Genomic DNA, 13107 nt, shown 5'->3' with positions numbered 1-13107 from the left:
TCGCAATATGCGGTCTGATTCTTTTTTTATTGATGGTTCTGCCCGAAGTGAAGCATTGCTGCAGTCATGTTTGCCCAATTCGTGTTTCCATGCCTCCAAGTCAGGTGTTTAATACTTGATTTATAAAGGCAGCTTTAGCTTGAGTATACTTTTCTCGGTCATTACGAAATTCTTTTGCTAAACGTCTTTTAAGAAGCCCGTACTCATTTACAAGCGAAGGATTGTCTCGTAATTTATCTCGAAACTCAATCTGTTTTCCCCAACGATCTTCTGTTATTTTCATGATGTGTAAATGAGCAACTCGCTTATCATTTTTTACTTTCACAAAAAATCTCCGCCAGGATTGTCCATCTAGTTCAGGTGGTACATAGTGCCAATCATGCAACGTTAACGTATCAACAATATCGTGAATTTTTTCAAACGATTCGATCCCAATCATCACATCTATAATCGGTTTTGCGGGTAGACCAGGAACGGCCGTACTACCTATGTGTTCCGCTTCCTTGATGTCAAACTTTGAAAGTAAGTCGAACAACTCTCTTGTTTCTTGTAGACCTAACCGTGCCCACTGCACATTAGAATCTTCTATTTCAATAGTCTCATAAGCCCAAATCGGAATATTTGAGTGTTCGTGTTTGTCTTCTTTCATGAGTTTATCCCATCTCCCTGAAAGTTTTTTCACTTTATACGCAGAACCTCATTTTAAAACGCGATATAGAGAACCAGATCATTTTTATCTCATGTTGCTTACAGCCTTGTTTCTCCGTTCACAAGTAATTCAGTGTTGATTCATGGCCCCGTCATAATGCTAATCATAAAAAGAGTCGAAAAACCCCATCGCAAGTAGCATGGGGTCTTTGTCATGGTCAAGCCTCGTGACTGAATTGCCATTGGACACCGAAACGGTCTTCGACCATGCCGTACGCTTTGCTCCAGAACGTCTCTTGGAGCGGCATGAGGACACGGCCGCCGTCAGATAGGGCCTCGAATTCACGACGGATGGCGTGGAGGTCATCTGTCACGACGGCGAGCGTGATGTTCTGTCCGAACGTGGCTGGACCGTCCGGCATCGCGTCCGAAAACATGAGCGAAGTGCCGTGGACGCTCAGACGGGCATGGAGCACGAGGTCGGCCAGCTCGTCCGGTACCGGTTCACCGTCCGGTCCAGGCTGGGCAGCGAACGTCATGATGTCCGGGGCGGGCTCGGCGAAGACGTCGGCATAAAACAGGACGGCGTCGCGACAGTCGCCATTGAAATTGAGATAAGGGTTGATCGGCATGAGTGTTCCTCCTCGAATCGTTTCTTTCAGTATGAGACAAACCGATGACGGAAGAATCCGACAAAAGCACGAATTTTCGGAAGGGATTGTTGAAACGGTCGCTGAAACGGGAATACGGTAGGTGAGACATTCTTACGAAGGAAGGCGCGCAGAGATGAAACTGACACGAGGACGTCTATTGGAATTCGGGTTCGTGTTGTTCATGGCGGTCATACTCGTCACGTCGATCATCGAAGGAGAGTGGTTTGACGCGAGCGTCGCCGGGGCAGGGATCGTGTCGGGTTTGATTCCGTTCATCCTCGAGAAGACGTTCAAAACCGAGTTCGACGCTAAAATGAAAGTCGCCTATATCTTATTCTTGTTTGCGTCGCAGTACTTGGGGTCGATTGTCGGCTTGTATTCGAACGGTTGGTGGGACACGTTTCTTCACGTGTTGAGCGGCGTCTTCTTGGCGTTTCTCGGCTTCGATTTCTTAAGTCGACTTGATGAGGACATCCGACTTGAGATGCCGAAGCGGTTCGTCTTCGTCTATATCGTCGTCTTCGCGATGGCCGGGGCGGCACTTTGGGAAATGTATGAATTCACATCGGACTTGCTATTGAACACGACGATGCAAGGGAACGGGAACGACGACACGATGGTCGATCTCGTTGCCGGATCACTCGGCGGCATTATCGCAGCCTTGCTCGTGACCGAGATTCACCGGAAAGAACAACACAAGAAACGTAAAAACTGAAAGCGATTGCAAAACGCCCGAGCAGTGCTCGAGCGTTTTATTTGTAATAATTATTATCTTTTAATATCATTAACTTTGTAAGAATAATTATAAAGAGGAGGCAACAATATGGATCAACATCGTCGTCTAACTACTAACCAAGGCGTCCCAATCGGGGATAACGCCAACTCCATCACAGCGGGTCGCCGCGGCCCGACACTTCTCGAAGATTATCAACTCATTGAAAAACTCGCCCACTTTGACCGTGAGCGCGTGCCGGAGCGGGTCGTGCATGCCCGTGGTGCCGGAGCACACGGTGTCTTCAAAGTTAAAAATAGCATGAAACGATATACAAAAGCCAAATTTTTGCAGGAAGAGGGACAAGAGACACCAATCTTCGCTCGCTTCTCAACCGTCATCCATGGTCTTGGCTCACCAGAGACGCTTCGTGACCCACGTGGATTCTCGGTCAAGTTTTACACGGAAGAAGGGAACTATGATTTCGTCGGAAACAACTTACCGGTCTTCTTTATCCGTGACGCCATCAAATTCCCAGACGTGATCCACTCACTCAAACCGGACCCACGGACGAACTTGCAAGACCCAGACCGTTTCTTCGACTTCATGTCGCTCACGCCGGAATCGACGAGCATGCTCATCCACTTGTTCAGCGATGAAGGGATTCCAGCCTCATACCGTCATATGCGCGGTTCATCGGTCCACTCATTCAAATGGGTCAACGAATACGGAAACACGGTGTACATAAAACTCCGTTGGGTCCCAAAACAAGGCGTTAAAAACTTGTCGATGGAAGAAGCGGCGAAAGTACAGGCCGAAGACTTCAACCATGCGACACGCGACTTGTTCAACGCCATCGAGGAAGGCGACTTCCCAGAATGGGATCTCTACGTCCAAATCCTCGACCCGGCCGATATGGACAACTTCGACTTCGATCCGCTCGACGCGACAAAAGACTGGTTCGAAGACGTCATCCCGTATCAACTCGTCGGCACGATGACACTCAACAAAAACGTCGATAACTACTTTGCCGAGACGGAATCGGTCGGCTTTAACCCGGGCGTGCTTGTACCTGGGATTCAACCGTCGGAAGACAAAATGCTCCAAGGTCGCTTGTTCTCCTATTCGGATACGCAACGTTACCGTATCGGAGCGAACTACTTGCAGCTCCCAATCAACTGTCCGTTCGCACAAGTGTCGAACAATCAGCGTGATGGCGTGATGCCGTTCAAACAACAAACGAGCCCGGTCAACTATGAACCGAACCGCTATGAGGACGCACCGAAACCGGACGCGGCTTATATCGAGACGGAACAACCACTCTCAGGCGTGGCCGGACGTCAAAAAATCGAGAAGACGAACGACTTCGGTCAAGCTGGAGAAGTGTACCGTCGCTACTCGGAAGAAGAGAAGACGGCACTCGTGAACAACTTGGTGGCGCATATTAAAGAAGTTCGCCATGAAAACACGGTGCTCCTCTTGATCTGCAACTTCTACCGGGCCGACCGCGACCTCGGTGCGCGTCTCTCGGAAGCACTTAACGTCGATATCACACCGTTCTTGAGTCAAGTGACGGAATAATTATTTTAAGCAGAGTCGGCAACAGCCGCTCTGCTTTTTTGCGTATAATGAAGAGCACAGGGATGGCTCGTTTTGACTAGCAGGCCCTAATCCATACGTCAGGAGGAACATGTGATGAGAGAGACCATTTATTATGAACGAGGAACTGACGCTCTGAAGCGTCAAGGAAGACGTGCACAGCGGCTCGTGCAGCGCTTCAATGCATCTGAAGTCGATGATGATACGTTACGAGCGTCAATCCTCCGTGAACTATTTGGTACAGTGGGTGAAAATCCGGTCGTTGAACACAATTTTCATTGTGACTTAGGCACTAACATTCATGTGGGAAATCGATTTTATGCAGGCTATAATTGTACGATTTTAGATATGGCTGAAGTAACGATTGGCGATGACTGCATGATTGGACCGAACGTCGGGATTTATACGGCAGGACATGCGTTACCTTCACGTGACCGAAACAAGAGTGGGATCGCTACCCCGATTCATATCGGCAACGATGTATGGATTGGAGGGAGTTGCGTCGTTTTGGCAGGAATAACGATTGGCGATGGTGCGGTTATCGCTGCAGGTTCCGTTGTAACGAAAGATGTTCCTCCGAACGTCGTGGTGGCTGGAAACCCAGCCAAAATCATCAAAGCGATTGAGCAAGAATGATGATGAAACAACGAACTAATACGTTGCTGAACAGTTCCCGTTTCGTTTGAATGAACATGGCTTGATTCCGACGCTTGAAGAAGCAGAACGCTATTGTACATATAGCAATCAAGAAGACGTGGAGACAGAATCTGTCCTTTGGCTACCGTGGGCGATTTTTGAGGTGGATGTCTGAATAGAAGCTTTCAAAATTGTCCCGATCTTGTGGTTATGCCAAGATAAGAAAAAAGGGGGAAGCTTCATGAATCAAGTCATCGAAACACTACTGAACCACCGCTCTGTCCGCTCGTTCACGGACGAGACGTTAACCGACGAACAAATCCGGCTCATCGTCGAGAGCGCCCAGCGCGCGTCGACGTCGAGCTTTATCCAAGCCTATTCCATCATCGGGGTGACCGACCCGGAGAAGAAAGCACGTCTGGCCGAAATCGCCGGCAACCAGCAATACGTCATCGACAACGGTCACTTCTTCGTCTTCTGCGCCGACCTATATCGACACGAGTTGATTGGAGAACTGCGGGAGGCCGAAGTGAATGCGACGCTCGAGACGGACGAGAAGTTGCTTGTCGCGGTCATCGATGCCGCGCTCGCGTCGCAAAATGCCGTCGTGGCCGCCGAATCGATGGGCCTCGGCATTTGTTACATCGGTGGGATTCGCAATGATATGTTCGCCGTGAAGGAACTGCTCGGTCTGCCGGAGCGGGTATTGCCGCTCTTCGGACTTGCCGTCGGTGTACCGGAGCACGTCGAAGGTCAAAAACCGCGCCTCCCGCTCGAACATATTTATCACGAGAACACATACGTCGCAGACGCCGAGCAACTGAAACAAGAACTCGATGCGTACGATGCGACGATTCACGACTACTACGCGGCCCGTGGGTCGAACCAACGAAGCGACACGTGGACCGGACAAATGGGACGGATGTTATCGAAACCGACCCGGCTCGACGTAAAAGACTTCTTGAAGACTCAAGGTTATTTAAAGCAAAATTAAGAACCGCTCAGGCGGTTTTTAATTTGGGGACGCTGTCTAAACAGAAGGAGGCAATCACGATAAAAGGAATCAAACCTTTATTGATTTGTACGTTGATTATTTCAATCATATTGATTGTGTTTACATCTCTTGAATTTCTAATCTTGAAAATACTCGGTCTACAATATGAATCGTTGTGGAGTCTGCTCCTCTTCTTCCTCGTATACGGACTGTCAGAGATCCCGATTAACTTGTTTCTGTCGGCTTTATTGAAGGCGTTGACGACTCTCAATGTCATCCAATCACATACAGGGATGTTAGCTTTGTTCCTTCACATCATGAGTACATTCATTATTGTTAACATCATTGACCGATTGATGACGTCTGTGTCGATTTCTCAACTGGGGATCAGTCTGTTCTCGCTTGTCACAGGTCTAGTAGGGTGGTTATCTATTCAACAAGATCCTGATTCTCCAAAACGAGGTTCAAAAGAATTTGAAGCTTACGAAAAAAGATGAGTAGAATTACCGGCGAGACAAATAAAGGAGCGGCTTTTCTCAATCGAGAGAAAACCGCTCCTTTATTTTCAATTTGTCTGAGCATCGAGCCAGGCGTGGTCAATGGCGCCGAATTGCTTGGCGACGATGACTCCATTTTCATCGAGGACGTACGTCGTCGGCATCGCCTGAATCCGATACGCATCCCCGACGATTCCTTCTTCGTCATAGACGACTTCGAACGCATCTTCATACGGGGCGACGAACGATTCGGCATCAGCGACATCCCGTTCGCTCGTCGTCGTATTGACGGCGACGATGGTCACATCGTCTTGTTCACGGGCAAACTTGGCCATGTCAGGCATCTCGGCCCGACACGGTGGGCACCACGACGCCCAGAAGTTGACGACGATCCGTTCGCCGCGCAACTCACTCAAGTTGAACGTCGTCCCATCCGTCCGCTTCAATTCGAAGTTCGGTGGCACTTGACCAATGTTCAAACCGGTCTGAGACGAACCGGCTTCGAGTCGTGGTGTCTCGTCTGGTAGGCTGGCGTTGATGATGGCGAGCACGACGATGAGACCGAGTCCGTATTGAAGGGTCTTCTGGGACGGTCGCGCCACGTAGGCGGCGACGGCGATTAGAAGGAAGAACGGAATGACCCACCACAACTCGAACGTACCGGTGACGATTGACCCGATCAACCAAATCGAAAATGCACCGACCCCCGTCCAGAGCAGTGCTCCGAGCGTCGGTGTCCGCATCCAGCGCCACGTCGCGATAAGCAGTAAGACGATGAGGGCGGCCATATAGAGATGGAGCGGTTGCGATGAAGAAAGCAGCGGGAGCGTCCCATATTTCGGGACGACGAGCGTCATCGCAAACCAAAGGAACAAGGCCGAGAACAACCAATAGCCACGAAGGCTAGGCGAGAGCCGGTAGACGAAAAATGCAATCACACCAGCGGCGATCAGGATTGACCACGTGCCCCCGGTCGCATAAAGGGATAAGGCCAAACTACCCGTCGACGCGAGACCGAGGACGATTGCACTTCCTTTCCACGCGAGGAAACCGGCGAACCATGTGCCGAGGACGGCGTCGCGGTCTTTTTCCGATAAGCCGATTTTTTTAAAACCGATGTAGAGAATGAGCAGGCTGGCCATCATAGCCAGTAAATCGAGTCGAACGTTCAATGGACCGATCGCAATCACACAATCCCTCCTAGAGAAAAAGCGCCCAGACGAGTGGGCGCTTTCTTTGTTTGTAGTATAGCATTAGCCGATTTGTTCTGCATTGAGGACAGTCTTCATCGCACCATAGCCACCGAGGATGTTTTGGATATCCTTGTAGCCGAGTGATTGTAGCACACTCGCGGCCATCCGTGAACGGACGCCTGACGCACAGTGAACGGCGATTGTTTGGTCTGTCGGGAGGCCTTCGTGGTCGCGCGCTAACTTACCGAGTAGGATGCGCTCTGCTTTCTCATAGTGGCTCGCATTCCATTCCGTCGCATTCCGGACGTCGAGGACGAAGACGTCACCTTTTTCAGCTGATTCAATCGCTTGTTCCGCTGTCACGTCCGTGTACGTTTCCGTCAAGAGTTCTTGACCGAGCTCTTCGACTGGGACGATGAAGCGGAGACGGTCGAGACCGATTGATTGAAGATCGGTCTGCACTTGTTCGACGTCTTCCGCGCTCGCGATGAGCGTGATGTCTTTGTCGAAGTTGACGAGCCAGCCGGCCCATGAGACGAATTTCGTGTTGTATGGGATGTTGATGGTGCCAGGGACGTGTCCTTTGGCGAATTCTTCCCCTGTACGTGTATCGACGACGTGTGTCTCGTCGACGAGCGTGTCGAGGCGGTCCGTACCGACGACTTCCGGACGAGCGATCATGTTCGTCACTTGAATGCCTTCTTTGTTTACTTTCTTCATCATTGCGAAGTAGTTCGGCGGTTCTGGTTGATCCGTCGTCAACTCTTTGATGAACGCATCTTGATCAGTCATTTGAAGTGCCCAGTTCGTCGCTTTCTCGTAACCGACTGTCGATGTCGGGATGGCGCCGAGCGCTTTCCCACAGGCACTGCCGGCACCGTGGCCCGGCCAGACTTGAACGAAGTCAGGAAGAGCTTTGAACTTCTTGAGCGAGTTGAACATTTGCTCGGCACCGATGGCTGTCGTTCCTTTTACGCCGGCTGCTTCTTCGAGCAGGTCAGGACGACCGATGTCGCCGACGAAGACGAAGTCGCCTGTGAAGATGCCCATCGGTTGTGTTTGGTTCCGGTCGTAGAGCAAGAACGAGATGTGTTCTGGCGTGTGACCTGGTGTATGCATGACTTCGAGTGTGACGTTACCGACTTTGAACGTGTCGCCATCTTTGACGAGTTTTGAATCGATGTCTTTCGCGAACGCATATTTCCATGACGCGTCACCTTCGTCTGAGAGATAAGCTGTTGAACCGGTGCGTTTCGCAAGCTCGAGTGAACCTGATACGAAGTCGGCGTGGATGTGAGTCTCAGCCGTCGCGACGATTTTCATGCCTTCTTTTTCAGCTTCCTGAAGATACGGTGTGATGTTACGGGCCGGGTCGATGACGACGGCTTCGCCGGTCATTTGGCAACCGACCATATAAGATGCTTGTGCTAATTTTTGATCATAGAAATAACGTAATAACATGTGGAATACCCCCTAAGAATAGTTGACTGTAAACGACTGTGTTTTTGTACTGTATATATAGAAGATTGTTAGACCGTTTCACCTGTCCAGCTCATCATGCCGCCATCGACGTTGACGACATCGAAGCCGAGTGAGTCGAGGTAAGCCGAAGCGTTCATGCTTCGTCCGCCTGCCGCACAGATGACGTGAATCGGTTTCGAACGATCGAGCTCATCGACTTTCGCACCGAATTCAGAGAGTGGGACGTTTTTCGCTTGCTTGATGTGGCCACCTGCAAATTCGTCTGTCTCTCGAACATCAATCAAGTTAAGCGTCTCATCAGATTGAAGCAACGTTTCTAGTTCAGTAGTCGAAATGGTTTTCATGAGTGATAAATCTCCTTTGTGATTCAAGAATTTTTGAAGTGAGTTTCTTTCGTTGTTTTTAATATACCCCCTGAGGTATACTGAATGCAAGAAAAAGAATCGGAGGTCGAAAATTGAAGAAAATCATGATGATTGTATCGATTTTAGTGCTAGCGACGGTCGGAATCGTTCTTTTTACGTCAGATGAGAGTGAAATTACAAAAATCGACGTCGAAACACTACAAAACAGATTGGAAAACGAAGAAATAACCTTGTTAGACGTCCGAGAAGTGGATGAATACGAGGGGGGGCATATTGAAGGAGCGGTGAACGCACCACTTTCATCATTAAATGCAACCGAATTACCTTATCCGAAAGATGAACCGATTTATGTCATCTGCCAGAGCGGAAATCGAAGTGCTCAAGCGGCACAGCTGTTGCAAGAACGTGGCTACACGGAAATTTATGATATCTCAGGCGGCATGATCGCTTGGGAACAACAATAAAACTTACTTATATAGAGGGTAGGGAATTGGAGGAGTTAATATGGAATTTGGATTTATTATCACCATCTTTTTGATCGGCTTTATCGGGTCGTTCATTTCGGGGATGGTCGGGATTGGCGGATCGATTATTAAATATCCGATGCTGTTGTACATTCCACCGCTTCTCGGCTTCGCAGCGTTCAGCGCCCATGAAGTATCGGGAATCAGCGCGATTCAAGTTTTCTTCGCGACAATCGGTGGGATTTACGCATACCGGAAAGGCGGCTACTTGAACAAGCAGCTCATCCTGTATATGGGTGTCGCCGTCTTGATCGGGAGTTTCATCGGCGGCTACGGCTCGACGCTCTTGTCTGAGAACTTGATTAACGTCGTCTACGCCGTGCTCGCGACGATTGCGACAATCATGATGTTCTTACCGAAAAAGAACGTCGAGGACGTCCCGCTCGACCAAGTCACATTCAATAAAGTGATTGCAGCGAGTTCGGCGTTCGTCGTCGGGGTGGCCGCGGGAATCGTCGGGGCGGCAGGCGCGTTCATTTTGATGCCGATTATGCTCGTCGTGCTCCGGATTCCGACGAAGATGGCAATCGCGAGTTCGCTCGCCATCACGTTCATCTCGTCAATCGGCTCGACAGCAGGGAAAATCATCACCGACCAAATTGTGTGGGAACCTGCCGTCATCATGATTATCGCCAGTTTGATCGCCGCACCGCTCGGCGCGAACGTCGGTAAAAACATGAAGACGAAATCACTGCAGATGATTTTAGCGTTACTCATTTTAGCGAGTACAGTAAAAATTTGGATGGATATCATCGGGTGAGCGAATCACTCGTAATCGGCTACCGAGGCGACTCGGTAGTCTTTTTTTCGTAAACATTGCAATCGGATTGTTAAGTTTGTGTATAGTTGTAAACGTCAATTAGTTGAATTGAGTTCAAGGGAACGTTAAAATATAGCTTATACGTCTAAAAAGAAAATGAATCTTTAACTTGAATTCCATATAAGGAGTGTTTACATGAATCACACGAATCAATCGAAAGGAAGGATGGACCGCTTCCGCCAGACGGCGCTCGACTCGTTCAAGACACACCGTCTGTTTTGGATGTTCACCATCCTGTTATGGACGAAGTCGCTGATCGCGTATCAGTTCTTCTTCAATATGCCGGCCGAGAACGCGGTCCAGGCATTCATCCTCATCATCAACCCGCTCAGTTTCACGTTGTTCCTGTTCGCTTTCAGCTTCTTCTTTGGGGGGAATAAGCGGAAGTGGGCACTGTACAGTCTGTACCTCGTCTCCTCGCTCATCTTGTTCGCGGATACGACGTACTATCGTGAGTTCACAGACTTCTTGACCGTACCGGTCTTGTTCCAGTCGTCGAACATGGAGACGCTCTCGTCTTCGTTCCTGTCGCTTCTCGAATGGAAAGACTTGCTTCTATTAGGGGACCTCGTCGTGCTTCCATTCCTATTATGGAAGATGAACGAGACGAGCCAGGCATCGCAACGCCGCGTCTTAATCACGTTCGGTGCGGCCGCGGCTTTGTTCGGGTTCAACCTCGTCCTCGCCGAAACGGAGCGTCCAGAACTGTTGACGCGCTCGTTCGACCGAGAGCTGTTGGTTAAAAACTTAGGAACGTTCAACTTCCACGTCTACGACGCCATGCTCCAAACGAAGACGTCGGCCCAGAAGGCGCTCGCAGACGGTTCTGAACTGGACGAAGTCGAGAACTTCACACGTCAGAACTATGCGGCTCCGGACCCGGAGATGTTCGGGAAGTATAAAGGCAAGAACGTGGTCGTCGTCTCGTTCGAGTCGGCCCAAAACTTCACGCACAACATGAAAGCGTCGAATGGCGAGTACATCACGCCGAACTTGAACAAACTGATCGAAGAGTCCCATTACTGGCCGAACTATTACCATACGACCGGTCAAGGGAAGACGTCAGATGCCGAGTTCGCACTCGATAACTCGCTTTACGGCCTCTCGCGTGGAGGAGTCTACTTCACGAACGCCGACAACGAATATAACGCGTTACCGGAAGTCATCAAAGATGACAACTATTACTCGGCCGTGTTCCACGCCAACAACAAATCGTTCTGGAACCGCGACCAGATGTATCAAAACATCGGCGTCGACAAGTTCTTTGACGAAGCCAGCTACGACCTCGGGAACCCTGAGGATATGACGGAGTGGGGTCTGCTCGATGATGAGTTCTTCCGCCAATCGGTACCGATGCTCGAAGAGCTACCGGAACCGTTCTATGCGAAGTTCATCACGCTGACGAACCATTTCCCGTACACGATGCCGAGTGAGAAGCACGAGCTCGTCCCGAAATTTGAGACGAACTCGACGACGCTCAACAACTTCCCGCAGGCGCTTGCCTATCAGGATTACGCCCTCGGCTTGTTCATCGACGAGTTGAAGGCGAACGGCATGTGGGATGACACGATCTTCGTCGTCTACGGTGACCATTACGGCATCTCGACGAACCATAACGCCGCCATGGCGGATCTGCTCGGGAAAGACGAGTTGACGCCATACGATGTGGCCAAGCTCCAAGCGGTCCCGTTCGCGATCCACTTACCGGGCCAAGACAAAGGTGAAGTGCACGAGACGATCGGAAGTCACGTCGACATGAACCCGACGATTCAGCACTTGCTCGGAATCGATACGTCTGAACAGGTCGGATTCGGGAATGACTTGTTCTCGAAAGAGCATTATGACCGCGCCATCTTCCGTGATGGAACGGTCGTGACACAAGACCATCTGTTCACGCAGTCGATGTGTTATGACGCGAAGACTGGCGAAGTCGCCGAAGACGGTGCAGCATGTACGCCACTTGAAGAAGAAGCGAACAAAATCCTCGAGATGAACGATCAGCTCATCTATTCGGATTTACTCCGCTTCAAGCAAGACCAATAACGAAGAGAGGAAAGGTTGGAGACAATCTTTTCTCTTTTTTTGTGGTCGTCGCGCGCTAGGAAGACTAAGATGAAAGAAGTGCACATCAGAAAAGGAGAACGAGATGACATTAGATTATACGGGAGAACGGGTCATCCCAGATCGCATGGACCCGCTGAACGGCTTGTTGCTCGAACATATCGCCCGTTACCATTTCGCCTTGTTATACATGAACGGACGCGTCCTCGATTTTGCAAGTGGGAGTGGATATGGCAGTCAATTGATTGCGAAGAACTTGAAAGGGATTGTGACCGAGGTCGTCGCCGTCGACTTGTCAGAAGAGGCGACACGTTATGCGAAAGGGCGTTATCACCATCCGAACGTCAACTATATCGTCGGCGATGTCGTCGACCGGACGTTGCCGGACAAACTGGGGTCGTTCGATTGTATCGTCAGCTTCGAGACGATTGAACATGTCACCGAATATGAGGCGTTCATGGCGAACGTGTGGGACTTATTGAAGCCAGGCGGAATCTTGGTGTTGTCGACACCGTTCGGTCAAGGCGTCGGGCAACCGACGAATGAGCCCTTCCATGCCCATCAGTTCACTGAGGCCGAGTTTGAGAAATTATTTACGGCATTCACATCGACCGAGTTCTATTACCAGCGAGGCGTGCTCGTCGAACCGAAGCGGGGGACGCGCCATTATCCAATCGGCATCACCGTCGCGGTCAAATAAAAAATCCCGATGAACGAGGTCATCGGGTAATGAAATAGTATAACAGGCCGAGCGCCAAAAATGAGACCGGGAACAAGACGATATACGTCCACGACACCATTGACCAGCTTTTCTTTTGATTGTAGTCTGATTTGTCTTTCCCGAGTCCGACCATGATTGTAAAAATGAGGGCAAGCACGCAAACGAGTAACGATAATCCAATTGTGAGATACATGTTGTCACA

15 protein-coding genes are annotated in these 13107 nt (G+C 50.0%); 9 read left to right on the top strand and 6 right to left on the bottom strand.

Annotated elements, in window-relative coordinates:
• Positions 1-100 precede the first annotated feature (100 nt).
• Together KNP95_RS10575 and KNP95_RS10570 are read right to left on the bottom strand one after the other, a co-directional pair.
• Positions 101-649, bottom strand: a complete 549-nt coding sequence (locus KNP95_RS10575) for a GrpB family protein (RefSeq protein WP_214837049.1) — start codon at positions 647-649, stop codon at positions 101-103.
• A gap of 217 nt (positions 650-866) precedes the next feature.
• On the bottom strand, positions 867-1280 hold the full coding sequence (locus KNP95_RS10570; protein WP_214837047.1) for a VOC family protein: 414 nt from the start codon (positions 1278-1280) through the stop codon (positions 867-869).
• 154 nt (positions 1281-1434) lie between these two features.
• Here KNP95_RS10570 and KNP95_RS10565 point away from each other — a divergent pair, with 154 nt between their 5' ends.
• From KNP95_RS10565 to KNP95_RS16215, 5 genes are all read left to right on the top strand, one after another.
• Positions 1435-2016, top strand: coding sequence for a DUF2238 domain-containing protein (locus tag KNP95_RS10565; protein ID WP_021066644.1), 582 nt, complete (start codon positions 1435-1437; stop codon positions 2014-2016).
• 108 nt (positions 2017-2124) lie between these two features.
• Positions 2125-3594: a catalase gene (locus KNP95_RS10560; RefSeq protein WP_214837046.1), complete on the top strand. Its 1470-nt coding sequence runs from the start codon at positions 2125-2127 to the stop codon at positions 3592-3594.
• Between the two features lie 114 nt (positions 3595-3708).
• On the top strand, positions 3709-4248 hold the full coding sequence (locus tag KNP95_RS10555; RefSeq protein ID WP_214755698.1) for a sugar O-acetyltransferase: 540 nt from the start codon (positions 3709-3711) through the stop codon (positions 4246-4248).
• A 241-nt stretch (positions 4249-4489) separates the two neighbouring features.
• Entirely contained in the window at positions 4490-5242 is a 753-nt protein-coding gene (gene nfsA / locus KNP95_RS10550) for an oxygen-insensitive NADPH nitroreductase (RefSeq protein WP_131472295.1), read from the top strand.
• The gene (locus KNP95_RS16215; protein WP_353048990.1) at positions 5149-5739 is read left to right on the top strand and encodes a YrvL family regulatory protein; all 591 of its coding nucleotides are present in this window, start codon (positions 5149-5151) and stop codon (positions 5737-5739) included. The genes nfsA and KNP95_RS16215 overlap by 94 nt, the downstream gene beginning before the upstream one ends.
• A 68-nt stretch (positions 5740-5807) precedes the next feature.
• Here KNP95_RS16215 and KNP95_RS10540 read toward each other — a convergent pair whose 3' ends face one another.
• The 3 genes from KNP95_RS10540 to KNP95_RS10530 form a co-directional block, all read right to left on the bottom strand.
• Positions 5808-6929, bottom strand: coding sequence for a redoxin domain-containing protein (locus KNP95_RS10540; protein WP_214837042.1), 1122 nt, complete (start codon positions 6927-6929; stop codon positions 5808-5810).
• Positions 6930-6992: 63 nt separating this feature from the next.
• On the bottom strand, positions 6993-8393 hold the full coding sequence (locus tag KNP95_RS10535; protein WP_214837040.1) for an MBL fold metallo-hydrolase: 1401 nt from the start codon (positions 8391-8393) through the stop codon (positions 6993-6995).
• A 68-nt stretch (positions 8394-8461) separates the two neighbouring features.
• A complete protein-coding gene (locus tag KNP95_RS10530; protein WP_021066637.1) occupies positions 8462-8758 on the bottom strand; it encodes a rhodanese-like domain-containing protein in 297 nt (98 codons plus the stop codon).
• Between the two features lie 113 nt (positions 8759-8871).
• Between KNP95_RS10530 and KNP95_RS10525 the strand changes: the two genes are divergently transcribed.
• The 4 genes from KNP95_RS10525 (at position 8872) to KNP95_RS10510 (ending at position 12884) form a co-directional block, all read left to right on the top strand.
• Positions 8872-9243, top strand: a complete 372-nt coding sequence (locus KNP95_RS10525) for a rhodanese-like domain-containing protein (RefSeq protein WP_242679019.1) — start codon at positions 8872-8874, stop codon at positions 9241-9243.
• Positions 9244-9283: 40 nt separating this feature from the next.
• Positions 9284-10063, top strand: coding sequence for a sulfite exporter TauE/SafE family protein (locus KNP95_RS10520; RefSeq protein WP_029595924.1), 780 nt, complete (start codon positions 9284-9286; stop codon positions 10061-10063).
• Between the two features lie 195 nt (positions 10064-10258).
• The gene (locus KNP95_RS10515; protein WP_214714034.1) at positions 10259-12166 is read left to right on the top strand and encodes an LTA synthase family protein; all 1908 of its coding nucleotides are present in this window, start codon (positions 10259-10261) and stop codon (positions 12164-12166) included.
• A gap of 103 nt (positions 12167-12269) precedes the next feature.
• Entirely contained in the window at positions 12270-12884 is a 615-nt protein-coding gene (locus KNP95_RS10510) for a class I SAM-dependent methyltransferase (protein WP_214837037.1), read from the top strand.
• A 19-nt stretch (positions 12885-12903) separates the two neighbouring features.
• Here the strand turns inward: KNP95_RS10510 and KNP95_RS10505 are convergent, their stop codons facing one another.
• Positions 12904-13098, bottom strand: coding sequence for a hypothetical protein (locus tag KNP95_RS10505; RefSeq protein ID WP_021066752.1), 195 nt, complete (start codon positions 13096-13098; stop codon positions 12904-12906).
• Positions 13099-13107 lie beyond the last annotated feature (9 nt).

It is taken from the genome of Exiguobacterium sp. s36, from assembly GCF_018618345.1.
Classification (GTDB): Bacteria; Bacillota; Bacilli; order Exiguobacteriales; family Exiguobacteriaceae; genus Exiguobacterium; species Exiguobacterium chiriqhucha.
Note: the sequence above shows the minus strand (reverse complement) of the source record. Positions and strands in the feature narration are given on the sequence as shown.